This is a genomic window from Ruegeria sp. B10 (assembly GCF_056539825.1).
Genome location: NZ_JBQFVP010000004.1, coordinates 224,677 through 249,883, shown reverse-complemented (window position 1 = coordinate 249,883; position 25,207 = coordinate 224,677). Strand labels below are relative to the sequence as shown.

The following is a 25,207-nucleotide window of genomic DNA, read 5'->3' as shown; positions in this document are numbered from 1 at the left end:
CGGCCCCTAGCCCTGTTCACCCGACATCTTGACCAGTTCCAGCACGGATGGGCCAAGCGCCTCAACAATCCGCGCGACGCCTTGGGCATTCGGGTGAATCCTATCAGGCTGCATGTATTGGCTGACTGCGTTCGGATCACCACCCGAGGCGAGACCGTCAAAGAAACTCTCGGCGTAGAGGACATCAAACTGTTCAGCCAAATCCGGGTAGATCGTGTCGAACGCCTGTTTGTAGTCCGGACCATAGTTGCCGGGGGCCTGCATGCCGATCAGCAAAACGTCGACATCGCTTGTTTCAGCCGCGCTCAGGATTGCGGTCAAGTTGGCGCGCGACAGATCGGGGTCGAGGCCCCGCAGCAAGTCGTTGCCACCCAGCGCAACGATCATCGCGTCCACATCCGGCGTCAAAGTCCACTCGACCCGCGCCGCGCCGCCCGCCGTTGTATCCCCCGAGACACCTGCGTTGATCAAACGAACCTCGGCCCCGTTCGCCTGCAGCCAACGTTCCAGCTGTGGGACAAACCCATCCTGTTCGACCAGCCCATAGCCTTGGGTTAGCGAATCCCCCAATGCGGCAATCACCACGGGCTCGGCTGTTGCAGTATAGCCCCAACTGACAAACAGCCCTGAAACCAGAACCTTGCGCAGAGCTACAAACGCTCCATATCCCAATTGACTGCCCTCCGATGGAAAGACCAATGACTTCAGCTGTTCTTACGCTCCAAAATGCCTCTTTGTCTCTGGATGGCAATGCCGGGCGGGTCGATATCCTGCATGAAATCTCTCTGTCCGTGACGAAGGGTGAGAGTCTGGGGCTGATCGGGCCATCCGGGTCGGGCAAATCTTCGCTGCTGATGCTGATGGGCGGGTTGGAGCAAGCGACCGGCGGTCGCGTCTCGGCTTTGGGTCAGGATCTGACGACAATGGATGAAGATACTCTGGCCCGCTTTCGACGCGACACGATGGGTATCGTGTTCCAGAACTTCCATCTGATCCCCACCATGACGGCACTGGAAAACGTTGCCACCCCACTGGAGCTGGCTGGCCACAAGGACGCATTCACCCGCGCCGAAGCAGAACTCGACACCGTCGGTCTGTCCCATCGGCGCGACCACTATCCGGCGCAATTGTCCGGGGGTGAGCAGCAGCGGGTTGCCCTGGCCCGCGCCTCGGCCCCGCGCCCTCAGATCCTGCTGGCGGATGAGCCGACGGGCAATCTGGATGAAACCAACGGTGCTGCAATCGTCGATCTTTTGTTCGGTCTGCGGGACAAGCACGGCGCGACCTTGGTATTGGTCACGCACAGCCCATCGCTGGCGGCGCGCTGCGACCGCGTTGTGCGCCTGCGCGATGGCCGCATCTCGGATGAGACCAAGCAAGAGGCCGCGGAATGAGTCTGCGACTGGCCGGACGGCTGGCACGTCGTGAACTACGCGGAGGCCTGCGCGGCTTTCGTATTTTCCTCGCCTGTCTCGCCCTTGGGGTTGCCGCCATCGCTGCGGTCGGCTCGGTCCGCTCGGCCATCCAGACAGGGTTGACGCAGGAAGGGGCTGCCTTGCTGGGCGGAGACGCGCAGCTTGAGTTCACCTATCGCTTTGCCAGCGACGAAGAACGGCGCTGGATGGACGAGACCGCGCAACAAGTGTCCGAGGTTGTCGATTTCCGGTCGATGGCTGTCGCCGCGCAAGACACCGGAACCGAGCGGGCGCTGACACAAGTCAAAGCGGTAGATGGCGCTTACCCTTTGGTGGGATCTGTCACTCTGGCCCCAGAGATGCCACTGGACAACGCTTTTGCGGGCGCAGACGGCCTGCCTGGTGCCGTCATAGCCCCCGCATTGATCGATCGGATGGGGCTGACGGTCGGCGATCGCTTCGCCTTAGGCACGCAGGAGTTTGTCCTGATGGCGGCCCTGAATCACGAGCCAGACGGTGCCGCGGACGGGTTCGCCCTCGGGCCAAGAACACTGGTCCGAACCGAAGACTTGCAGACGTCGGGGCTATTGGCCCCGGGCACCCTGTTTTCGACCAAATACCGCCTTAACCTGCCCAAAGGTACTGATCTTGCAGACCTCACCCAGCAGGCCAAGGAAGCCTTCGATGGCACCGGCATGCGCTGGACCGACGCCCGCAACGGGGCACCTGGCATCACTGAATTCGTCAACCGCCTCAGCGCGTTTCTGGTTCTGGTCGGCCTTTCGGGGCTGGCAGTCGGAGGCATAGGTGTATCCGCAGCCGTCCGAGCGTACCTGTCGCAAAAGACCGAAACCATCGCCACCTTGCGCACCTTGGGGGCCAACCGCGCGACGATCTTCCTGACCTATATGATCCAGATCGGGCTCTTGTCGGGCATCGGAATAGCCATCGGCGTAACATTGGGCGGGGTCTTACCGCTGGCCTTGGCTCCAATGATCGAAAGCATGCTGCCGATCCCGGCGGTTTTCGCCCTCTACCCGCAAGCTCTGGCCGAGGCTGCGATCTACGGCATTCTGACCGCTTTCCTGTTTACCCTCTGGCCACTGGCCCGAACTGAGGAAGTGCGCGCCGCCACCCTGTTTCGAGATGCGCTGACCACGGCCCGCGCCCTCCCCCGACCCATCTATGTCATGGCAACCGGTTTCGGGCTGGTCCTGCTGATCGCAATCGCCGCGTGGTTCAGCGGCTCGGCCCGACTGACGCTCTGGACCAGCGCTGGCTTGGTAGGCGCGCTCATCCTGCTTTCCCTATCGGCCATCGCCATCGGTCGCCTCGCCCGGGCGGGCAAACCCGCCGCACGTGGTCGTCCCGCCCTGCGATGGGCGCTCTCGGCTATTTCCGACCCGCGGGAGGGCGCGGCATCGGTTGTCTTGTCCCTCGGTCTCGGCCTGTCTGTTCTGGCCGCTGTTGGGCAGATTGATGGAACCTTGCGCAACGCGATCTCAGGCAACTTGCCTGACGTTGCGCCGTCCTATTTCTTTGTCGACATCCAAAAAGACCAGATGCCAGGGTTCACCGAGCGTCTTGAGACCGACCCATCCGTCAGTCGCATCGAAAGCGCACCGATGCTGCGCGGCATCGTCACCCAGATCAACGGACGCCCCGCGCGCGACGTTGCCGGGGACCATTGGGTTCTGGAAGGCGACCGAGGTATCACATACTCGACCCGCCCGCCCGAAAACGCCCGCGTCACAGCAGGCGATTGGTGGGCCGAAGACTATTCCGGAGAACCGCAGGTCAGCTTCGCCGCGGAAGAGGCCGCTGAGATGGGCCTGGCCCTTGGGGATGAACTGACGGTTAACATCTTGGGCCGAGATATCACGGCCCGCCTGACCTCATTGCGCGAGGTTGACTTTTCGACGGCAGGCATGGGCTTCATAATGTCGATGAACCCCTCGGCGCTGGCCGGTGCACCACACAGTTTCATCGCCACCGTTTATGCTCAGGAACAGGCCGAAACCGCGATCCTGCGCGATCTGGCCAACCAGTACCCCAATATCACCGCGATCCGGGTGCGGGACGCGATTGACCGGGTGTCGAGCCTGCTGGCCGGGTTGGCGGCGGCAACCTCCTACGGGGCAGGTGTCTCGCTTTTGACCGGGTTTCTGGTCCTGATCGGCGCAGCCGCCGCCGGAGAGCCTGCGCGACGCTACGAAGCTGCGGTGCTGAAAACACTCGGGGCGAACCGGCAGCGCATCCTGCAAAGCTTTGCTCTGCGTGCTGTCTTGCTGGGAGCAGCCGCTGGGGGAGTCGCCCTTCTGGTCGGAATTCTGGGGGGCTGGGCCGTCGCCACATATATCTTCGACACCGGCTATACGGTTATCTGGCCTTCAGCCGTTGGCATCGTATTGGCCGGAATGGTCGTGACACTGGGTGCAGGGCTTGCATTCGCTCTACGTCCGCTATCGGTAAGACCAGCCCGCATCCTTCGCGCCAGCGATTGACCCCTTAGCGCACGCAGGCGACGGGTTGCAGGATTTTCAACAAAGGATCGTTGTCGCAAACCAAAGCATCCAGCGTGATATCGTCCAACGAGGCATAAAACACCTCAGCCGCGTCCTTCAGCGCCAGCTTCAATCGACACGCATCTGTCAAAGGGCAGGTGTTGTCGGCATCCGCAAAACACTCGGCAATCGGCAATGCGCCTTCCACATCCCGGAACACAGCCCCCACCCGGATCTCATCGGCCGAGCGCGCCAGCGACATGCCCCCATTGCGGCCCCGTTGGGTGCTGAGATAGTTTAGCTGGCTCAACTGGTTGATCACCTGGGCCAAATGGTTCTCGGAAATGTTGCAGACCTCGGCGATCTCGGCCTTGGTCACCAGCCTTTCGGGATGTGCCGCGCAATACATCAACAGGCGCACGGCAATATTCGTCCGTTTGGTAATCCGCATAAGGGCCTCCCTAAATCAATGATGTGATCTTATTGCATGTCTGGCAAAAAAGCGGTTTGACATACATCAATCGACCCAAAGGACATCGCGCGCTGATGGCAGACCCCTATTTCTTTGGCTATGGCAGCCTCGTAAACCTGGCCACACATGACTTTCCCGATCCTCGGCCTGCAAAGCTCAAAGGTTGGCGGCGGGCATGGAAGCACACCGACTTGCGCTCGGTCGCGTTCCTGACGGCGGTACCTGATCCTGATTCCGAGATCGAAGGTATGATTGCCCACGTACCTAAAAACGACTGGGCCGCGCTGGATGAGCGTGAGTGGGCCTATGACCGCATCCCCGCCACGCCGTCAGTCACGCATTCGCTTAAGCAGGATGTTGAAATCGCTGTTTATGCAGTGCCGCAGGACCGACACAATGCGCCGACAGATCATCATCCGCTACTGCTGAGCTACATCGACGTCGTTGTGCAAGGATATCTGCGTGTTTTTGGGCCGGACGGGGTCGACCGGTTCTTCGCAACAACGGATGGCTGGGACGCACCTGTCGTGAATGACAGGACCGAGCCAAGATACCCACGCCACCAACAGCTCAAACCTGACGAGACAGACTTTGTTGACGATCGCTTGCGCCGGGCGTCGGTGCGGGTCATCCAACCGCACCAACAAAAAGAAGCAGACGAACTGCCTGCCTCTTTCAAGTTCTAAGGCCCGGCAATCAGCCTCGCGCGCGGATCACTTGCAACAGCGGCAAGAGTGCTGCCATCTCAGGCCCGCGCTCCATCCCGGTCAGCGCCTTGCGCAGCGGCATGAACAGGCCCTTGCCTTTGCGGCCCGTGGCCTCTTTGACGGCCTTGGTCCAAGTGCCCCAGGTGTCGCCATCGAAGGGGCCTTCTGGCAATAGCGCAATTGCCTCAGCGATAAAGTCACGATCCTCATCGGCGATCAGAGGTTCGGCCCCATCCCGGCACAGCTCCCACCATCCCTTGAGGTCAGCCAGAGTGGTGATGTTCTCGCGCGCCATGGCCCAGAACGGCTCAGCCAGTTCAGCAGGAACGCCCGCCTCGGCAACGGCGTCTGCAACATCCCCCAGCGGCAGCGATTGCAGGTGCTTAGCAGTCAGGGGGAAAAGGTCCTGCACATCGAACTTTGTCGGAGCAGCGCCAAAACGGTTGATATCGAACCCGTCGATCAGCTCAGCCATCTCGGAACGCAGCTCAACCGGGTCAGACGAGCCCAGACGCGCCATCAGGCTCAGCAGAGCCATCGGCTGCACGCCCTGTTCACGCAGATCGCGCAGCGCCAGCGTACCCAGACGTTTTGACAGCGCCTCGCCCTGAGGACCGGTCAGCAGCGAATGGTGGGCAAAGCGCGGGCAAGTGCCACCCAGCGCCTCGATGATCTGAATCTGCGTTGCAGTGTTGGTGACGTGGTCCGAGCCACGCACCACGTCGGTCACGCCCATCTCGGTATCGTCCACGACAGACGCAATCGTGTAGAGAACCTGCCCATCGCCGCGGATCAGCACCGGATCGGAAACGGAGGCCGCATCGATCGAGATGTCGCCCAGAATACCGTCATTCCACTCGATCCGCTCGTGATCCAGTTTGAACCGCCAGACGCCGTTGCCACGCTCAGCCCGCAGCGCGTCTTTCTCGGCCTCGCTCAGGTTCAGCGCGGCACGGTCGTAGACCGGTGGCTTGCCCATGTTCAGCTGCTTCTTGCGCTTGAGGTCCAGCTCGGTCGGCGTCTCGAATGCTTCGTAAAACCGGCCCATATCGCGCAGCTTGTCGGCGGCTTCAGCGTAGCGGTCCAGACGCTCGGACTGACGTTCGACCCGATCCCAGTGCAGACCCAGCCACTCCAGATCCTGTTTGATCGCGTCGACATATTCTTCTTTCGAGCGCTCAGGATCGGTATCGTCGATGCGCAGGATGAAGGTGCCGCCTGATTTGCGGGCGATCAGGTAGTTCATCAGAGCGGTGCGCAGGTTGCCCACATGGATGTAACCGGTGGGCGACGGGGCGAAACGGGTGGTTGTCATGGGTGTCTCCTGTTGGCGCGGCTCTTGTCACAAAGGCGCGTTTTTGTCCAGCAGGCGTTTCGGATTGCCCAAGCTCCTCAGGCACCCCGGATCGCAAGATGAACAAATATTAACACGCAATGTTCATCCACGCAGACTAAGTACCGGTGTATAAAGTGGCACGCGACCCGCAGCGAACTACCTGTTTCGCTGGCGTTCTCACAGGGAGACTAAGAAATGGCCATCAATTTAACACGCAGAGCGGCCCTGGGCGCCGCAGCAGCCCTTCCATTTGCATCCGCAGCGACCCCACTTTTGGCGGCCGGAGCCGAGACAAAGGCGAACTCGACCATCGCAAGATCATTCCAGCTGGGCGACTTCACGGTCACAACCCTGCTTGATGGCAGCCTGCCACGCGACGGCGCGCAAGAAATCTTCGGTGGCGGCGCCTCGGATGAGGAATTCGCCAAAGTTTCAGCCGAAAACTTCATCTCGCCCGACGTGGCACAATTCTTTTTCACGCCGACTCTGGTAAATACAGGCTCGGAGCTGATCTTGTTCGATACCGGACTTGGTCAGGGCGGCATTCAGGCCGCTCTGGCAGATGCAGGTGTCACGCCCGATCAGATTAACGTGGTCGTGCTGACCCATATGCATCCAGACCACATCGGCGGCATGACCACAAACGACGCGCCGACATTCCCCAATGCCCGCTATGTCACTGCGGCACCCGAATATGATTTCTGGTCCGCTCAGGAAGCCGGGAACCGGGTCGGCGATCTGGTTGCTGCCAAAGTCACCCCTCTGGCCGAGAAGATGAGTTTTATTGAGGATGGCGTAGACGTAACCTCGGGCGTGACGGCGATGGCGACCTTTGGGCATACCCCCGGTCACATGGTCTACCACCTGGAAAGCAACGGTCAGCGCCTTATCCTGACTGCGGACCTTGCCAATCACTATGTCTGGTCTTTTGCGCACCCCGAATGGGAAGTTCGGTTCGACATGGACAAAGCTGCCGCAACGGAATCACGCCGCAAGATTTTGGGCCTGCTGGCCGCCGACAAGGTACCGATGATCGGCTATCACATGCCCTTCCCGGGCGCTGGCTATGTCGAAACCCGTGGCGACGGCTTCCGCTTTGTGCCCGTCAGCTATCAAATGATGGGCTAAGCCTTCAATACCCTGGGTCCGGCCGGACCTTTGAGCCATCGGTGAACCGAGACAGGCGAAACGCGGCCGGATCCACACAGGGCGTTCTGTGCATAACCAGATCTGCCATTAACAGGCCCGCACCGGGGCCGATGCCGAAACCGTGGCCAGAAAACCCGGTGGCTATGAACAGGCCCGGCAGATCATCGGCTGGCGACAGAACCGGGATCGCGTCCGGTGTCACGTCAATCATCCCCGCCCAGCTTTGGACGATCTCGGCCTGCTCCAGCGCCGGATAGCCCTTGCGCGCATTCGCCCATGCCCCACGGATAACCTTTTGCGACGGCTCTGGATCCAGCACGCGGCAATGTTCGAACGGAGTCACATCGGTGGGCAGCCAGCGCCGATCTTCGCGCGCCTCGGTCGCCCAGCGACCCGACAGGCGAAAGCGCAGCGATCTCCATTCCTGTGCGAAGGCTGGCAGGAACTTGAGGGCCAGCCGGAAACTGTCAGGCACGATATCCACCGTGTTTTCATGACCCGAGGCGATGGTATAACCACCATCCGCCCGCTTTCGAATTGCAAACCCATCCGACCACAACGCGACCTCTGGCCCCTCGACCATCGGCGACACGCGCATGACTGTGTTCAGCACTTTCAGTTGAGGCAGGTCGATCCCTGCATTTCCCGCAAACAGGCGCGACCACGCCCCTCCGGCCAAAACCACACGGTCACTCGCCACGCGGCCCCGTTCGGTGAACACTCCGGCAATGCGACCCGCTTGCATATCGACGCTACGTACGGTGCAACTGGTCATGACGATCGCCCCGCGATCACGCGCCGCCTCGGCGATGGCGGGGGCGGCCCACTGCGGCTCGGCCCGACCGTCTTGCGGCATATAGAGGCCGCTTGAGATATCCGACTGCGCCCCGGGCATAAGCTCGGCCAGTTCGGCCCCGGCGACGATCCGTGCGCCGGTGTCCAACCCATCGACATGGCGCATCCAACGTTCAAGATTGCGCGCATCTCGCTGGCCTGAGGCCCCAAAGAGAATTCCTGATTGCGTGTAGCCGGTCTGACGCCCGGTCCGGCCATCCATCCCTCGCCAAAGGCGCAGCGACTCTTGCATCAGAGGGATTTCCCTCGGGTCGCGCATACCAAGACGCACCCAACCCCAATTGCGAGAGCTTTGCTCGCCCGCGATCTGACCCTTTTCACAGAGCAGGACCGAAACGCCCCGCTCGGCCAGTTCCAAGGCCGTCGATACACCGATAATACCGCCGCCAATCACGACGACATCGACTTGTTTCGGCAATGAAAGATCGGAATCGAAGACAGTAGGCTTGGGACCGGGCATCAAAAGCTCATGGACAATCGCATGGACCGCCATGGAGACCGACCGCTGCGCCACTGGCAACCGGTTTTTTGAGGCTCACATAAGGATTGTGCAGACCTGTGGCGCGTACGCCAAAGGTGCCGCGAAATATGCCGCACCGTCTACGGTTTTAAACTAAAGATTTACGCCGCGCCTGACAGCTCAGCCCACTTTTGACGCAGATTGGCCGAGAACCCGCTCGACTTGGGCTTTGACCCGGTCCGGACCTCTTCCTGGGGGACAAGATCAGGGAATTCAGGACGCTTCATCGGCGCGACATTCTGCTGACCTGCATCTTCCCTCAGCATGTCCGCAATGGCCGCATCCAGTTTCTCCTCGTCCAACTCTTGGGGAGGAGATTCCATCGTATTCAGCGCCCGCGGCGCGTGAAGCGATTTATCATATTGCTCATTCATCGTAACACCACACTGTTCACTCAGACATCCCACCCGGATGTGGCGTCGTCAGGCTAAAAAACAGTTTGCCATGACCCTGCGCCCCTCGCAGCAATACGTCACACCCGCCTCACATGAGGCAATATCCAAGCATAAATGTGGCGGAAAAATGTCGCAAAAACAAGTACAGCCTGCGGATCACCTAGGAAAATGAGCGAGGCACGCACGGTTTCGGAAACAATGCGAGAGCTCAGAGCTGCACTACACCATAAACGGGAAACAATGTGCCTTATTTACCCCTGATCACGCCAACGATTCACGATCGGATAGCGACGGTCCAACCAGAAGGCCCGGCTGGTCAGGCGCGTGCCGGGGGCGGATTGGAACCGTTTATATTCGCTGATGTAAATCAGATGCTCGACCCGTTTGGCATCGGCCTCATCGAAACCGGCCGCAACACAATCGGCGATCGCGCCATCCTGATCGACCAGGATATCCAGAATGCCATCCAGAACCGGATAGTCCGGCAGGCTGTCGCTGTCTTTCTGATCTTCGCGCAGCTCGGCGCTTGGGGGTTTGTCGATGACCGACGGTCGGATGACCTCGCCTTCAGGCCCCATCATCCAGTCGCGATGATTAGCGTTGCGCCAGCGGCAGGTCTCGAACACGCGGGTTTTGTAGAGGTCCTTGATCGGGTTATAGCCCCCGTTCATGTCGCCGTAGATGGTAGCATAACCAACCGCAACCTCGGATTTGTTACCGGTGGTCAAAAGCATCTCACCAAATTTGTTCGAGATCGCCATCAGCAACACGCCGCGCAGGCGGGACTGGATGTTCTCTTCGGTCAGATCGGCATCGCGACCGGTGAACAGAGGGGCCAGAGTCTCGGTCACCGCCGCGCGGCTGTCCGAGATCGGCACATAGTCGTAGCGAACACCCAGTGCCTTGGCGACCGCCTCGGCATCGTCCAGCGAGGCTTGGCTGGTGTATTCCGATGGCAGCATCACGCAGCGCACATTGTCAGCGCCAATCGCGTCAACGGCAATGGCCGCAACCAGGGCTGAATCGACCCCACCCGACAGCCCAAGAACCGCCTTTTTGAAACCGGTCTTGCCCATATAGTCACGCAAGGATTGGACCATCGCACGGTAGTCCTGCTCCCACACATCCGGCTGGGGGACGATCTCGGCCGGGGCGATGCGCCAGCCGTCATCGCCACGCTCAAGGTCTACATGGCGTATCGCTTCGTCGAATACGGGCATGCGGAAGGCAAGTTCACCACCCGGATTCAGGCCAAAGGTTGCCCCGTCAAAGACCTGATCGTCCTGCCCGCCAACCATGTTCAGATAGATCAGCGGCAGTCCAGTCTCGACCACGCGGGCCACCATGTGGTTCAGACGCACATCGTATTTGTCCCGGAAATAGGGCGAGCCGTTGGGGATCAGCAGAAACTCGGCCCCGGTTTCCTCCAGCGTCTCAGCCACATCCGGATGCCAGCCGTCTTCACAGATCGGGCTGCCGATGCGGAAATTGCCCACCGAGTACGGCCCACCCAGCGGGCCAGAATCATACAGACGCACCTCATCAAAGACCGTTTCGTTCGGCAAATGGTGTTTCAGGGACTTGCTGGTGATTCGCCCGCCATTCAGGATCAGGTAAGCGTTATAGAGGCGCCCGTCCTCGACCCACGGCCCGCCGATGGCAATGGCAGGACCCTCCGCACAATCCACAGCTAGAGCCTCGATCGCGGCCATGGCAGCGCGATGAAACACGGGCTTCATCACAAGGTCCTGCGTGTTGTAGCCGGTGATGAACATCTCGGGGAAGGCCAACATATCGGCCCCGGCCTCGCGGGCCTCTTGCCACGCTGCGCGCGCTTTGGCGGCATTGCTGGGAATATCCCCCACGGTGGGGTTAAGCTGCGCCAGAGTGATGCGGAAACGGTCGGCCATGCTGCCCTCTTGCCTTCGTCAGTCCTTTTGCATTTAGCAGATCACCGCGCGAGTGAAAGGGCCATGCGGCAAAAGCCGTTGCTCTGCCCGTGACGGTCCCTTAGTTTTGCGCCGAAGAAAGCAAGCAATGATGATCGGGCAGGCAGGAACAACAATGGATGTGATCCGCAATTCGATTGCTGCAGGGGCCATGACCCTGATCGCAGCAGCAGCCTTTGCACAGGACGGAACTGTCATCGTCAAAGATGACGAGGTCGGAGGCGTCTATGAAGGCACCTTCCTGAACGGCTTGCGGCACGGGACCGGGTCGTATCGGCTACCCAACGGGTTCGAGTATTCGGGCGAATGGATCGAGGGCAAGATTCAGGGGCAAGGCACGGCGCGTTTTGCGAATGGCGCGATCTATGAAGGTTCCTTCGCCGATGGCCAGCCGGACGGCCAGGGCAAGATCACCTATCCCGATGGCGGCACCTATGAGGGGACGTGGTCCAACGGGGCCATCAACGGAACCGGCGTGGCCCAATATGCCAATGGCCTGCGATATGAAGGCGCGTTCAAAGACGCGCGCCATCATGGCAAGGGGACTCTGTCCGACCCCAACGGATACGCCTACGAGGGCGACTGGGTTGAGGGTGAAAAGCAAGGTATGGGCAAGATCACCTCGGCCGATGGCTCGGTTTACGAAGGTGAGATCGAAAAGGGTCAGCGCCATGGTCAAGGTCGTTTGGTTCAGTCGGACGGCGTTGAATATGACGGTCAGTGGCAGAACAACGTGATGACAGGCACCGGGCGGCTGACGCTGGCCAACGGGGATGTCTACGAGGGCGCATTGCTGGACGGGCGCCGTCAGGGCAAAGGCAAGGAAACCTATGCCAACGGCAACGTCTATGAGGGCGACTACGAAGACGATCAGCGCCACGGCAAAGGCACCTTCACCGGGACAGATGGCTACAGCTATACGGGCGACTGGTCCCGTGGTCAGATCGAAGGTTTTGGTGAGATCACTTATCCCGACGGCTCAACCTATATCGGCGAACTCAGCGCGGACCTACCGCATGGCAAGGGTCAGAACACATATCCTGACGGTACCATCTATGATGGTGAGTGGGTTGCGGGCGTGTTCGAAGGTCAGGGCCAGGCCACATACCCAAACGGCGTCATCTATACCGGCGAGTTCCGGAATGCGGTCAGCCATGGCACCGGCATCGTCACTTTCGCCAACGGCTATCGCTATGAGGGCGAATGGGTCGACGGTGCGCGGCAGGGCAAAGGCAAGGCCAGCTACGCGGACGGCACGATCTATGACGGAGATTTCCTGAACGGCAAGCGCCACGGCAAAGGCACGATCACAACGCCCAGCACCTTCACCTACACGGGCGATTGGGTTGACGGCAAAATCAGCGGCATCGGCGTTGCGACCTATAGCACAGGCGACGTTTACGAAGGCGGCTTCCTCGACAACAAACGCCACGGCGAAGGCACCATGCGCTATGCCAACGGCCAAGAGGAGTCTGGCGTGTGGGACAATGACGCCCTGCCTGCGCAAAGCGCAACAGAAGAAGCGCCCGCGCAAGAGGATGAACCCGCTCAGGCAGAAAACACTGAGGAACCAGCGGAGGCGGAACCCTCCGACGGTTAACCCACTACCACGGAACGGATTTTCCAGCCCAATCGAAGAACCCACCCGTGTCATCGGTCGTTAGGCCGTTGACCACGTTTAGCAAATTCTGAGCAGCCTCTTCAGGCTCCACCGCCGGATGCCGACCAAGGTATTTCTGCGTGAAGGCCGTTTTGACGGTGCCGGGATGCAAAGACACGCAGATCGCCTGTTTGTGCGTGCGCGCCAGTTCAATAGCCGAGGTATGGACGATCTGATTCACCGCAGCTTTCGCGGCCCGGTAGCTGATCCAACCACCGATCCGGTTGTCTTTGATCGACCCCACACGCGCCGACAGAACACCAAAAACAGATCGCCTGTCGCGCGGTAGCAATCTGTGCGCACGGCTGAGGACCAAGGCCGGACCAACCGCATTCAACGCAAACTGATCCATCATTGCCTGCGCCGATACCGCGCGGATCGTCTTTTCCGGCTCTGCCCCTTTGATCTCCAACGCGCCGGAGACGACCAGAACCAGATCGAACGGGTCAGGCAGGTCATCCAACATCTGCAAAGCCTGGTCCGGTTGAGTCAGGTCAAATCCGTCAACAGACCGGGACAGGCTTGTGACCTGGATGCCGTACTCCTCAAGACGCGTGCAAAGCGCCGATCCAATTCCGCCAGAGGCGCCTATGATCAAAGCCGTTTTCATGTCTAACGACCTAGCGGCGGTAATGGCTGGATCAATGACAGGTCTCTAAGAATCCGCGCAGAAAGGACCACGCCCTCATTTTGGTTCTTTTCATTCCGCGCAAGCTGGGTATAACCTCATCCTCATGATCAACCGCGCAGATATCCTTGTTGCCGACACCGCCCTTCGCGGTGCGCCGCTGCGTGGCCTACTGATCCTAATCCGCCTCTGAGCGTGCCATCCGGCGCGCCCGCTCAGAGGAGGACGCCAGCGCGCCAAGAGGCTTTAGGACAGAAGAAGAAAGAGAACCCCATGACCAACGTGACCGACCAAGACCGCGTCTTGATCTTCGATACCACTTTGCGCGACGGCGAGCAGAGCCCCGGCGCAACCATGACTCACGACGAAAAGCTCGAGATTGCCGAGCTGCTGGACGAAATGGGCGTCGATATTATCGAAGCCGGTTTCCCCATCGCATCCGAGGGCGACTTCAAGGCCGTATCCGAGATCGCGCAACGTTCGAAAAACAGCCGTATCTGCGGTCTGGCCCGTGCGAACTTCGCCGACATTGACCGCTGCTGGGAGGCGGTGAAACACGCCGAGAAGAACCGTATTCACACCTTCATCGGCACATCCCCCCTGCACCGCGCCATTCCGAACCTGACGATGGACGAGATGGCCGAGAAGATCCACGAAACCGTCAGCCATGCGCGCAACCTGTGTGAAAACGTACAGTGGTCACCGATGGATGCGACGCGGACCGAGTGGGACTATCTCTGCCGAGTGATCGAGATTGCGATCAAAGCAGGCGCAACCACGATCAACATCCCTGACACAGTGGGCTACACCGCCCCGGTGGAGTCGGCTGACCTGATCAAGCGTCTGATCGAGACCGTACCAGGCGCGGATGAGGTGATCTTTGCCACCCACTGTCACAACGACCTCGGCATGGCGACTGCAAACTCGCTGGCCGCTGTCGCAGGCGGCGCGCGTCAGATCGAATGCACCATCAACGGTCTGGGCGAACGCGCGGGCAACACGGCTTTGGAAGAGGTTGTGATGGCGCTGCGCACCCGCAACGACATCATGCCTTGGCACACGGGCATCGACACCACCAAGATCATGCATATCTCGCGCCGCGTGGCGACCGTGTCCGGCTTCAACGTGCAGTTCAACAAGGCCATCGTCGGCAAGAACGCCTTCGCGCATGAAAGCGGCATCCATCAGGATGGGATGCTGAAGAACCGCGAAAACTTCGAGATCATGCGCCCCGAGGATATCGGCCTGTCCGGCACCTCGCTGCCATTGGGCAAGCACTCTGGCCGCGCTGCACTGCGCGACAAGCTCGAGACGTTGGGATTTGACGTCGGGGACAACCAGCTCAAGGACATCTTCGTTCGGTTCAAGGATCTGGCCGACCGCAAGAAAGAGGTGTTCGACGACGACCTGATCGCTTTGATGACCATGGATGAGCATGACGACTACTTACAGCTTGTCTCGATGAAAGTGACCTGCGGCACCGGCGGACAAGCCGAAGCAACTGTCGAGCTTGAGATGGACGGAAAGGACATCATAGCCACCGAACATGGCGATGGTCCGGTGGATGCAACTTTCAAGGCGATACGCGCGATCTATCCTAACACCGCTCGGTTGCAACTGTATCAGGTTCACGCAGTGACCGAAGGCACCGACGCGCAAGCCACAGTCTCGGTCCGCCTGAGCGAGGACGGTATGATCGCAACGGGCCAATCGGCCAACACAGACACGGTCGTTGCGTCAGCCAAGGCCTATATTCATGCGCTGAACCGCCTGATCGTTCGTCGCGAGAAAACCGGCCCCGGCGCAGACACGCGTGAGATCAGCTACAAAGACCTGACTTAGAAACGGCAAAGGGCTCCCGCACCCGCGGCAGCCCGGCTTCGCCGACCCACCTTGGCTTTTGGGCCCGGCAGCGCGCCTCTGGCGCGCTGCCGGGCCCAACGCGTTCGGCGGCATCTTTGATTTTGATGCAGGCAAACGGGGCGGGAGCTTTACGTGCTCCTTTCGAAGACCTCAAAGCTGTTTGAACAACCCAGACAATCTGCGGGTTTCCTGATCCAAACCGAAGGGCGCGTTGATCACGAACATTCCAGACCCGACCATCCCATGCCCTTTGCGCGCTGTGGGGAATGTCACCTCGTGTGTCAACGCCTTCGGGAAATCCTGAGAAGTCAGCGCATCCACCATCGGCTTTTGACGGCCATCTTTCAGGATCGGATACCACAAGGCGATCACACCGACATTCCACTTGCGATGCAGTTTGGCGATGATCCCCGGCAGGCGATCATACTCCGCCTTCACCTCGTAGCTGGGGTCAATCAACAGCATACCCCGTCTGGGCGTCGGAGGCAGAAGGGACTGCGCCAGCTCATACCCGTCCTGCTTGTAGACGCGCGCATTGCCCCCCGGCACAGCCAGTGACAATGCCGCGTATTCCTGTGGATGCAATTCGGCGAGGTGAAGACTGTCCTGCGACCTCAGCAGGCTAGCTGCAATCAGGGGCGATCCGGGGTAGCTGGCCTCTCCAAAACGCGCCCGTGTCATCTCGATCGCCTGCGCCAGCGGATGCTCATCGTCAAACCACGCGACACGTTGCACCCGCTCAATCCCGGCGGCTGCTTCTCCGGTTTTGCGGGCTTCGTCTGAATCTAGCCTGTAAAGCCCACGCCCCGAGTGGGTTTCGACATAGGTCAGCGGTTTGTCCTTTTGGGTCAGATAGGACAGCGTCCATGCCAATAAAGCGTGCTTTTGCACATCAGCCAGATTCCCGGCGTGGTAAATATGTTGATATGAGAGCATATTGCCTTCTACAGTCCGTGCAAATGAAGCGAAAAGGTGCTGATTGCCGCGGAATCAGCCCTTTTACCGGGCGAGTTGGCACCCTATAAGTCATCCGTCCCGGAACCGTCGAGTCGCGGGCAGTAGAAAAACCGACATACAGGATCAGGGGAAACATGGGGATCTTTGGCAATCTGGGCGGCCTGTTCACAGCGGACATGGCTATCGACCTTGGAACGGCAAACACGCTGGTCTACGTCAAGGGGCGCGGTGTGATCCTTTCTGAACCCTCGGTTGTGGCCTATCACGTCAAGGATGGCGTGAAAAAGGTTCTGGCGGTTGGCGAGGACGCCAAGCTGATGCTGGGCCGGACGCCGGGATCGATTGAGGCCATTCGCCCAATGCGCGAAGGTGTCATTGCGGACTTCGACACCGCCGAGGAAATGATCAAGCATTTCATCCGCAAAGTGCATAAGCGTTCGACCTTCTCGAAGCCAAAGATCATCGTCTGCGTCCCGCATGGCGCGACCCCGGTTGAAAAACGCGCGATCCGTCAGTCGGTTCTGTCCGCAGGAGCGCGCCGCGCGGGTCTGATTGCCGAACCGATTGCAGCGGCGATTGGGGCAGGCATGCCAATCACCGATCCGACCGGCAACATGGTTGTCGACATCGGCGGCGGCACCACCGAGGTCGCGGTTCTGTCGCTGGGGGATATCGTGTACGCCCGCTCAGTCCGCGTGGGTGGAGACCGTATGGACGAGGCGATCATCTCGTACCTGCGTCGCCAGCAAAACCTTCTGGTCGGCGAATCCACCGCTGAGCGCATCAAGACCACTATCGGCACCGCCCGGATGCCCGACGACGGCCGCGGCCAGTCGATGCATATCCGCGGTCGCGACCTGCTGAACGGCGTGCCGAAGGAAATCGAGATCAGCCAGGCTCAGGTCGCCGAGGCGCTCTCGGAACCCGTCCAGCAAATCTGCGAGGCGGTGATGACCGCGCTGGAGACCACGCCCCCCGATCTGGCAGCAGATATCGTGGACCGCGGCGTGATGCTGACGGGTGGCGGAGCGCTGCTGGGTGATCTGGATCTTGCTCTGCGCGAACAGACCGGTCTGGCCGTGTCGATTGCCGATGAAAGCCTGAATTGTGTGGCTTTGGGCACCGGCAAGGCGCTAGAATACGAAAAACAGCTGCGCCACGCGATTGACTACGAAAGCTAAGGCGCGCACCCTTTAGAAAATAGGGTAAATTCGGCCCGAGCAGCACGGGAAGGTAACCTGTGGCAAAAGACCGATCACAGCGCGATGACTACACGGCCCCACTGCGCCGTCTGCTTCTGGGGATTGTTGTGCTGTGCCTGCTGGGCATCTTCATTGTCTGGCGGATCGATAGCCCTCGGGTTGAACGGTTCCGCGCGCAGGTTGTGGATGCTATTGTGCCGTCAATGGATTGGGCCATGGTTCCGGTCACCGCAACCGTCAACCTGTTCCGTGATTTCCAAAGCTATCAGAGCCTGAGCGAGCAGAACCGCGAGCTGCGCTCGGAACTGCGGTTGATGCGTGCGTGGAAAGAGGCAGCGTTGCAGCTGGAACAGGAAAACGCGCGGCTGCTGGATTTGAACAATGTGCGGCTTGATCCGCGCCTGACCTATGTCACCGGCGTTGTGATGGCCGATAGCGGCTCTCCCTTCCGGCAGTCGGTGCTGTTGAATGTGGGGGAACGGGACGGGATCGTTGATGGCTGGGCCACGATGGACGGGATCGGTCTGGTTGGCCGTATCTCGGGCGTTGGGCCGGATACGGCGCGCGTCATTCTAATGACTGATGCCTCAAGCGTCATTCCCGCCACCATCCAACCTTCAGGCCAGACCGCTTTGATCACGGGCGACAATACCCCTGCCCCATCCGTCGAGTTTCTGGAAAACCGTGAGCTTGTGCGCCCCGGCGACCGGGTCGTGACCTCGGGCGATGGCGGCGTGTTTCCCGCCGGCCTGCTGATCGGCCAGATCGCCGCCGACCCCGGAGGCCGCCTGCGCGTGCGCCTCTCTGCCGATTTCGAACGGTTGGAGTTTCTGCGCGTTCTTCGCTACAACTCGGCCCCTACAATCCGCGATCCGGGGCAGATCGTTGGCCCCTCACGCCCCGCCGCTTCGTTGTCACCTGAGGAAGCTGGTGATGGATAAACCGGCCTCTCACAAATGGGCAATGCGCGGTCTTTACGGGGCGCTCGCGGTGTTCGTTCTGTTCCTGCATCTTCTGCCGCTGGATACACAGCCGGACCGCTGGCCTTTTCCGGACTTTCTGATCGTCCTGACCTTTGCATGGGTGCTTCGGCAGCCGGATTATGTGCCAACCGTTTTGGTCGCTCTGGTCATGTTGCTGGCCGATCTTCTGCTGCAACGCCCGCCGGGTCTGTTGGCCGCTTTGGTGGTGCTGGGCGCGGCATACTTGCGGTCTGCGGCACCAGGGATGCGAGATGCGGGCTTCGTAGCAGAGTGGATGTCGGTCAGTGCAGTCGCTGCTGGCGTCTTTCTGGGCAACCGGGTCATCCTTGCAATCCTGTCTGTTGATCAAGCGGCTTTGTTACCGGTTATGATCCAGCTTGTGCTGACAATTCTGGCCTATCCGGTCATTGTTCTGCTGTCTCAGAGTGTATTCGGCGTGCGCCGCGTCTCGGCCGCGGATGCCAGCGCTGCGGGGGCGCGTGCATGAAACAACGCAAGATCAAAAGCGAGGGTGTCGCCTATAAACGTCTGCCACGGCGGGCCCTGCTGCTTGGCGGTCTGCAGGCGGTTTTTGTTGGCGGGTTGGCCGCGCGCATGCGGTACATGCAAGTCGATCAAGCGGATGAATATCGTCTTCTAGCCGAAGAAAACCGGATCAATATCCGCCTTATCCCGCCGACGCGGGGGCGCATCTATGACCGCAACGGGCAGATCATAGGGCAGAACTCACCGTCCTACCGCATCGTCATTGTGCGCGAGGATGCCGGTGACATCGACAAGGTGATCGCCAAACTCTCGGACCTGATCCCGCTGAACGAGGATGAGATTGAGCGCGCACGCACGGAAATGCGCCGCTCGGCCCCGTTCCTGCCGGTCACATTGGTCGATCAGGTGACGTGGGAGGACATCTCGAAAGTCGCCGTCAACGCGCCCGCCCTGCCCGGCGTCACGCCTGAGGTCGGGCAGACCCGACAATACCCGCGCTATGAGGATTTCGCCCATATCGTCGGCTATGTCGGCCCGGTCAGCGACTATGACCTCAGCCAGATCGAAGACCCCGAGCCGGTGCTGCGCATCCCCCGGTTCCAGATCGGAAAGGTCGGCTTGGAAGCCAAGCAAGAGATCGACCTGCGCGGCAAGGCAGGCTCCAAGCGGGTCGAGGTGAACGCCACCGGCCGCGTCATGCGCGAGTTGGACCGGCAGGAAGGCCAACCGGGTGCTGATCTGCAACTCTCGGTCGACGCGGACCTGCAGCAATACGCTCAGGCACGGCTTGCCGGAGAAAGCGCCGCCGCCGTTGTCATTGATTGCGAAACCGGCGATCTGCGGGCAATGGCCTCGGCCCCCAGTTTCGATCCAAACCTGTTCGTGCGCGGTATCTCGGTCGCGGACTATCAGATCCTGACGCAGGACAAATACCGCCCACTGGCCAACAAGACGGTTCAGGGCACATACCCGCCCGGATCGACCTTCAAAATGGTCACCGCCTTGGCCGCGCTTGAGGCCGGTGTCGTTGGCCCCGGCAACACCGTGTACTGCCCCGGCCACCTCAAGGTCGGCAGTCGCCGCTTCCACTGCTGGAAGCGCGGGGGACACGGTATGGTGGACCTCAATACATCGCTCAAGCGCAGCTGCGATGTCTACTACTACGACGTGGCGATCAAGGTCGGCATCGACAAAATCTCAGAGATGGCGCGGACCCTCGGGCTGGGCATCAAGCACGACATTCCGATGTCCGCCGTACGTGCCGGTCTGGCGCCCAATCAGGAATGGAAGCAACGCACCCATGGCGAGGACTGGCTGATAGGCGATACGGCCAATGCATCGATCGGGCAAGGATTTATGCTGGCCTCACCGATGCAGCTGGCCGTGATGACCGCGCGGATTGCCACGGGGCGGGCCGTGACACCGCGACTGGTCCGCTCGATTGATGGGGTCGAACAGCCAACGGGCGCGGGCGAGCCGCTTGAGATCAGCCCGGCCAATCTGAACTACATCCGCGAGGCGATGTGGTCGGTCTCAAACGACCGGCGCGGCACGGCCTATCGCAGCCGGATCATCGCCGATGACCTCCGCATGGCAGGTAAAACCGGTACCAGCCAGGTACGCAACATCACCAAAGCGGAACGTGCCGCAGGTGTGATCCGCAACGAGGACCTGCCATGGGAGCGGCGCGACCATGCGCTGTTCGTCAGCTTCGCCCCTTACGACAAGCCTAAATACGCCATCGCGGTGGTCGTCGAGCATGGCGGCGGTGGCTCCAAAGCGGCGGCCCCGGTCGCGCGCGACATCATGCTTCAGGCACTTTACAACGGCACGCCCCCGCTCGAGGCCTACCCGGCCGGAGATCGAGAGCGCATCAAGGAACAGCAAAAACGGCTCGAGGGCGATCGCCGCCCCAAAGCGCGCCCCAGCGAGAAGGACCGCGCATGAGCTATCTTGAATATGCGGTCAAATCCACGCCATCGGGGTTCCGTAAATTCCTGTATATGAACTGGCCGCTGACGCTGTTGCTGATCAGCACAGCCAGTGCCGGGTTCCTGATGCTATACTCGGTGGCGGGTGGTTCGTGGATGCCGTGGGCCGAGCCTCAGATCGAACGTTTCGGGCTGGGCCTGACAGTGATGTTCATCGTCGCACTGGTGCCAATCTGGTTCTGGCGCAACATGTCGGTACTGGCTTATCTGGCCTCAATCGCGCTGTTGGTGTTTGTGGAGCTGTTCGGCACCATCGGCATGGGCGCACAGCGTTGGATCGACCTTGGGTTCATGCGTTTGCAACCATCCGAGGTCATGAAAGTCGCGCTGGTGATGCTGCTGGCGGCCTACTATGACTGGCTGCCCTCGCACAAAACCTCACGCCCACTTTGGGTTCTGATCCCTGTCGTGCTGATCCTGATCCCTACCTTCATGGTACTGCGCCAGCCGGATCTTGGAACTTCGATCCTGCTGCTGGCAGCTGGCGGAGGGTTGATGTTTCTGGCCGGTGTACACTGGGCCTATTTCGCCGCCGTGATCGCGGCGGTCGTCGGCCTGATTGCGGCTGTTTTCAATAGCCGAGGGACTGAGTGGCAGTTGCTGAAAGACTACCAGTTCCGCCGGATCGACACGTTTCTTGATCCGTCTACCGACCCTCTGGGCGCGGGCTATCACATCACCCAGTCCAAGATCGCCTTGGGGTCAGGCGGATGGAATGGGCGGGGGTTCATGCAGGGTACGCAATCACGGCTGAACTTCCTGCCTGAAAAACACACGGATTTCATCTTCACCACATTGGCCGAAGAGTTCGGCTTTGTCGGTGGCATCACCCTGTTGCTGCTTTACGCGCTGATCCTGATCTTCTGCATGGTCACGGCCCTGTCGACCAAAGACAGGTTCTCGTCGCTTGTCACCATGGGGATCGCGCTGAACTTCTTCCTGTTCTTTGCGGTCAATATGTCGATGGTGATGGGGCTGGCTCCGGTTGTCGGGGTGCCTCTGCCCATGGTCAGCTATGGCGGTTCGGCCATGCTAGTTCTGATGGCCGCGTTCGGTGTCGTGCAAAGCGCCCATATCCACCGCCCCCGCTGATCGGAAAGCCCCTCCATGCCTGTCAATATCCTGTTCTCCGCACGTCCTGAGCTTTGGCCGGTGTACCAGCCGCTTCTGACCGAAGGGCTGCGAGAGGTAGGCGTCGCGTTCAATCTGGCAACCGAATTCCCAGAGCATGAGGTGGACTATGTTGTCTACGCCCCAAGCGGTGGGCTGCTGGATTTCACGCCCTACACCCAGCTGAAAGCGGTTCTCAGCCTCTGGGCCGGGGTCGAGAAGATCGCAGGGAACGAAACGCTGACCGTGCCTCTAGCGCGGATGGTAGATCATGGGCTGACCCAAGGCATGACCGAATGGGTCGTGGGGCATGTGCTGCGCTACCATCTGGGGATGGACCAGCACATCAAAGTGCAAGACGGTGTGTGGACGCCCGACGCACCGCCATTGGCGAACGAACGCAAGGTCTGCTTTCTGGGCCTTGGCGCATTGGGGCAGGAGGCTGCGCAAGCGCTAGCCGCATTGAATTTCAACATCACCGGATGGAGTCGCACCCTCAAAGACGTCCCCGGAGTAACCTGCCTGAGCGGCGAAGAGGGGTTGAGAGAGGCGCTGTCAAAGGCTGAGATCGCCGTCCTCTTGTTGCCCGATACACCCGCAACCGAGAACACCCTGAACGCCGAAACCCTTGCGTTAATGCCCAAAGGCGCGCGGATCATCAATCCGGGGCGTGGGCCTCTGATCGACGATGACGCGCTATTGAAGGCGTTGAACACAGGCCAGATCGGACATGCCACTCTTGATGTGTTCCGGGTTGAGCCTCTGCCCGCCGATCATCCCTACTGGGCGCATCCGAACGTAACGGTGACGCCGCATATCGCCTCGGAAACTAGGCCGGTCACAGCGGCGCAGGTGATCGTCGAAAATATCCGGCGCGGGGAAGCTGGCGAGCCGTTCGTGCATCTGGTGGATCGCCAGCTGGGGTATTGATCCCTCGATCCAAGGGCTGGAAGAGAACGGTTTAAGCTGCGATCAGGCCGCGCCCTTTCAACAAGGCTTCGACACCTGGCATCCGGCCCCGGAAGGCCAGATACAGCTCCTCAGCCTCGCGCGAGCCGCCAGTGGACAGAATATTGTCTTCCAGAGCTTTGGCGCGTTCCGGATCAAATGCCCCTCCGGCCTCTTCAAAGGCCTCGAACGCGTCGGCATCCATCACTTCGGACCACATGTAGCTGTAGTAGCCCGAGCTATAGCCATCGCCCGCGAAGACATGCGCGAAATGCGGGGTCGCGTGGCGCATGCCGATGGCTGCGGGCATACCGATACCGTTCAAGACCTCGGCCTGTTTCGCAATCGGGTCCGCCGGGGCTGCGCCTTCATGGAAGGCCAGATCAACCAAAGCCGAGGCGACATATTCCACCGTCTGGAACCCCTGATCGAAATTCGCGGCTTTCAGCACTTTCTCCAGCATTTCCTGCGGCATTGCCTCGCCTGTGTCCGCGTGAGTGGCGAACTCGGCAAGCACCTCGGGGACCTCCAGCCAATGTTCGTAGAGCTGGCTTGGCAGTTCGACAAAGTCGCGCGCCACGGACGTGCCCGAAATGCTTTCATAGGTCACATTCGACAGCATCTGATGCAGGGCATGCCCGAACTCGTGGAACAGCGTGCGCGCGTCGTCATAGGACAACAGAGCCGGATCGCCTTTGGCAAAGTTGCACACGTTGATCACGACCGGAGCCTGTTCTTTTGGGAACTTCGCTTGCCCCCGCATCGCGCTGCACCAAGCGCCGGATCGCTTGGAGCCACGCGCGAAATAGTCTCCAATGAAGACCGCGATATGCTTGCCGTCTCGCGTCACTTCCCACGCCCGGCAATCGGGGTGGTAGAGCGGCACGTCCAGCGGTTTGAACTTCAACCCGAACAGACGGTTGGCACAGGCGAACGAGGCCTCGATCATCCGGTCCAGTTGCAGGTAGGGTTTCAGCGCGGCCTCATCCAGATCATGCTCGGCCTTGCGGCGTTTCTCGGCGTAGTAGCGCCAATCCCACGCCGCCAGAGGGCCGTTCACGCCATCCTCCTGCATCATTGCGGTCAGAATCTCGGCATCTGCGTCGGCACGCGCCTTCGCAGGCTCCCACACTTGCATCAGCAGGTCGCGGACGCGGTCAGGCGAGCGGGCCATTTCGGTTTCCAGCTTGTAGTCGGCAAAGCTGTCATAGCCCAACAACTTGGCGCGTTCTTCGCGCAGGCTCAGGATTTCGGCGGCGATGTCGCGGTTGTCGGTCTCACCACCGTTTGCTCCGCGCGCGGTCCAAGCGCGATAGGCTTTTTCCCGCAGGTCGCGACGGGGTGAGAACTGCAGGAACGGCACAATGATCGACCGGGACAGGGTGACTACTGGACCAGCGGCGCCCTTTTCCTGACCCGCCGCGCGTGCGGCATCGACAACGAAATCCGGCAGGCCTTGCAGGTCATCCTCGGACAGATCCATGAACCAGTCGCGCTCATCCGCCAGCAGGTTTTGGGTGAAGGACGTTCCAAGTGACGCCAGCCGCGCCTTGATCTCTTGCATCCGGGCGTCCTGCTCGCCGTCCAACGCCGCGCCGGCGCGGACGAAACCGCGATGAGACAGCATCAGCACGCGGGCCTGTTCGTCGCTCAGGCCCAAATCATCGCGCCGCGCCCACAGGTCGGCCACGCGTTTGAACAGCGCCTTGTTCGAGGATATCCCCGAGAAATGCGCCGCCAGCATTGGCGAGAATTCTCGCTGCAATTCCTCGCGTTTCGGATTGCTGTCCGCGCCCGCAACTGTGAAGAAAACTGACAGAACTCTGTCCAGTTGCTCACCCGCGGCCTCAAGCGCTTCGATCGTGTTGGCGAAACTCGGGGTTTCAGCGTTTGCAGCGATCGCGTCGATCTGCGCGTTATGCGCCTGCAGCGCAGCATCCAAAGCGGGGGCGAAATCGTCGTCCGAAATCTTGGCAAAAGGGGCGAGTTCGAACGGAGTGGTCCAGTCGGACAGGATCGGGTTGGTCATTCAGATCTCCTTTGCCCACAACCTAGGAAGGGCCGGTCAGATGATCCA

21 protein-coding genes are annotated in these 25,207 nt (G+C 60.4%); 12 read left to right on the top strand and 9 right to left on the bottom strand.

All coding sequences use genetic code 11. The annotated features are described in order from the left end of the window. Positions 1-6: 6 nt before the first annotated feature. Complete coding sequence (locus tag ACR0J4_RS07560) at positions 7-672, bottom strand: arylesterase (protein WP_170642816.1); 666 nt, start codon at positions 670-672, stop codon at positions 7-9. 26 nt (positions 673-698) lie between these two features. Between ACR0J4_RS07560 and ACR0J4_RS07555 the strand changes: the two genes are divergently transcribed. Together ACR0J4_RS07555 and ACR0J4_RS07550 are read left to right on the top strand one after the other, a co-directional pair. Beyond that, complete coding sequence (locus ACR0J4_RS07555) at positions 699-1,394, top strand: ATP-binding cassette domain-containing protein (protein WP_170468773.1); 696 nt, start codon at positions 699-701, stop codon at positions 1,392-1,394. Beyond that, positions 1,391-3,919 carry an FtsX-like permease family protein gene (locus ACR0J4_RS07550; RefSeq protein ID WP_170642815.1) on the top strand — a complete coding sequence of 843 codons (2,529 nt, stop codon included), beginning with the start codon at positions 1,391-1,393 and terminating at the stop codon, positions 3,917-3,919. Before ACR0J4_RS07555 ends, ACR0J4_RS07550 begins: the two co-directional genes overlap by 4 nt. 4 nt (positions 3,920-3,923) lie before the next feature. On the opposite strand, the gene ACR0J4_RS07545 is transcribed toward ACR0J4_RS07550, so the two are convergent. Then, a complete protein-coding gene (locus tag ACR0J4_RS07545) occupies positions 3,924-4,370 on the bottom strand; it encodes an Rrf2 family transcriptional regulator (protein WP_170378848.1) in 447 nt (148 codons plus the stop codon). A gap of 95 nt (positions 4,371-4,465) precedes the next feature. Between ACR0J4_RS07545 and ACR0J4_RS07540 the strand changes: the two genes are divergently transcribed. Then, positions 4,466-5,077, top strand: a complete 612-nt coding sequence (locus ACR0J4_RS07540) for a gamma-glutamylcyclotransferase family protein (RefSeq protein WP_170642814.1) — start codon at positions 4,466-4,468, stop codon at positions 5,075-5,077. A 10-nt stretch (positions 5,078-5,087) separates the two neighbouring features. On the opposite strand, the gene gltX is transcribed toward ACR0J4_RS07540, so the two are convergent. Continuing rightward, entirely contained in the window at positions 5,088-6,413 is a 1,326-nt protein-coding gene (gene gltX / locus ACR0J4_RS07535; protein WP_170642813.1) for a glutamate--tRNA ligase, read from the bottom strand. A gap of 216 nt (positions 6,414-6,629) precedes the next feature. On the opposite strand from gltX, the gene ACR0J4_RS07530 reads away from it, so the two are divergent. Further along, complete coding sequence (locus tag ACR0J4_RS07530) at positions 6,630-7,562, top strand: MBL fold metallo-hydrolase (protein WP_170642812.1); 933 nt, start codon at positions 6,630-6,632, stop codon at positions 7,560-7,562. Positions 7,563-7,566: 4 nt separating this feature from the next. Here the strand turns inward: ACR0J4_RS07530 and ACR0J4_RS07525 are convergent, their stop codons facing one another. From ACR0J4_RS07525 to ACR0J4_RS07515, 3 genes are all read right to left on the bottom strand, one after another. Further along, positions 7,567-8,898, bottom strand: coding sequence for an NAD(P)/FAD-dependent oxidoreductase (locus ACR0J4_RS07525; RefSeq protein ID WP_170642870.1), 1,332 nt, complete (start codon positions 8,896-8,898; stop codon positions 7,567-7,569). Positions 8,899-9,059: 161 nt separating this feature from the next. Then, complete coding sequence (locus tag ACR0J4_RS07520) at positions 9,060-9,281, bottom strand: hypothetical protein (protein WP_480668353.1); 222 nt, start codon at positions 9,279-9,281, stop codon at positions 9,060-9,062. Positions 9,282-9,604: 323 nt separating this feature from the next. Next, complete coding sequence (locus ACR0J4_RS07515; protein WP_170642810.1) at positions 9,605-11,263, bottom strand: NAD+ synthase; 1,659 nt, start codon at positions 11,261-11,263, stop codon at positions 9,605-9,607. 130 nt (positions 11,264-11,393) lie between these two features. On the opposite strand from ACR0J4_RS07515, the gene ACR0J4_RS07510 reads away from it, so the two are divergent. Then, on the top strand, positions 11,394-12,902 hold the full coding sequence (locus ACR0J4_RS07510) for an MORN repeat-containing protein (RefSeq protein WP_480668358.1): 1,509 nt from the start codon (positions 11,394-11,396) through the stop codon (positions 12,900-12,902). 4 nt (positions 12,903-12,906) lie between these two features. Here the strand turns inward: ACR0J4_RS07510 and ACR0J4_RS07505 are convergent, their stop codons facing one another. Continuing rightward, on the bottom strand, positions 12,907-13,572 hold the full coding sequence (locus ACR0J4_RS07505; RefSeq protein ID WP_170553392.1) for an SDR family NAD(P)-dependent oxidoreductase: 666 nt from the start codon (positions 13,570-13,572) through the stop codon (positions 12,907-12,909). A gap of 291 nt (positions 13,573-13,863) precedes the next feature. On the opposite strand from ACR0J4_RS07505, the gene ACR0J4_RS07500 reads away from it, so the two are divergent. Next, positions 13,864-15,432: a 2-isopropylmalate synthase gene (locus tag ACR0J4_RS07500; RefSeq protein ID WP_170553395.1), complete on the top strand. Its 1,569-nt coding sequence runs from the start codon at positions 13,864-13,866 to the stop codon at positions 15,430-15,432. Between the two features lie 171 nt (positions 15,433-15,603). Here ACR0J4_RS07500 and ACR0J4_RS07495 read toward each other — a convergent pair whose 3' ends face one another. Further along, positions 15,604-16,389, bottom strand: a complete 786-nt coding sequence (locus ACR0J4_RS07495) for a 23S rRNA (adenine(2030)-N(6))-methyltransferase RlmJ (RefSeq protein WP_170639960.1) — start codon at positions 16,387-16,389, stop codon at positions 15,604-15,606. A gap of 155 nt (positions 16,390-16,544) precedes the next feature. Between ACR0J4_RS07495 and ACR0J4_RS07490 the strand changes: the two genes are divergently transcribed. Genes ACR0J4_RS07490 through ACR0J4_RS07465 form a run of 6 tightly spaced genes read left to right on the top strand, consistent with a single transcriptional unit; the run spans position 16,545 to position 23,112 of the window. Then, positions 16,545-17,591 (top strand): rod shape-determining protein, encoded by a 1,047-nt coding sequence (locus ACR0J4_RS07490; protein ID WP_039523195.1) that lies wholly within the window; start codon positions 16,545-16,547, stop codon positions 17,589-17,591. A 59-nt stretch (positions 17,592-17,650) separates the two neighbouring features. Continuing rightward, on the top strand, positions 17,651-18,553 hold the full coding sequence (gene mreC / locus ACR0J4_RS07485; RefSeq protein ID WP_170642808.1) for a rod shape-determining protein MreC: 903 nt from the start codon (positions 17,651-17,653) through the stop codon (positions 18,551-18,553). Further along, the gene (locus ACR0J4_RS07480) at positions 18,546-19,082 is read left to right on the top strand and encodes a rod shape-determining protein MreD (RefSeq protein ID WP_170642807.1); all 537 of its coding nucleotides are present in this window, start codon (positions 18,546-18,548) and stop codon (positions 19,080-19,082) included. The genes mreC and ACR0J4_RS07480 overlap by 8 nt, the downstream gene beginning before the upstream one ends. Next, positions 19,079-21,028, top strand: a complete 1,950-nt coding sequence (gene mrdA, locus ACR0J4_RS07475; RefSeq protein WP_170642806.1) for a penicillin-binding protein 2 — start codon at positions 19,079-19,081, stop codon at positions 21,026-21,028. The genes ACR0J4_RS07480 and mrdA overlap by 4 nt, the downstream gene beginning before the upstream one ends. Continuing rightward, a complete protein-coding gene (rodA, locus tag ACR0J4_RS07470; protein ID WP_170462716.1) occupies positions 21,025-22,164 on the top strand; it encodes a rod shape-determining protein RodA in 1,140 nt (379 codons plus the stop codon). The genes mrdA and rodA overlap by 4 nt, the downstream gene beginning before the upstream one ends. 15 nt (positions 22,165-22,179) lie before the next feature. Further along, positions 22,180-23,112 (top strand): 2-hydroxyacid dehydrogenase, encoded by a 933-nt coding sequence (locus ACR0J4_RS07465; protein ID WP_170642805.1) that lies wholly within the window; start codon positions 22,180-22,182, stop codon positions 23,110-23,112. Between the two features lie 31 nt (positions 23,113-23,143). Here ACR0J4_RS07465 and ACR0J4_RS07460 read toward each other — a convergent pair whose 3' ends face one another. Beyond that, positions 23,144-25,159: a M3 family metallopeptidase gene (locus ACR0J4_RS07460; protein ID WP_170642804.1), complete on the bottom strand. Its 2,016-nt coding sequence runs from the start codon at positions 25,157-25,159 to the stop codon at positions 23,144-23,146. Between the last annotated feature and the right edge of the window lie 48 nt (positions 25,160-25,207).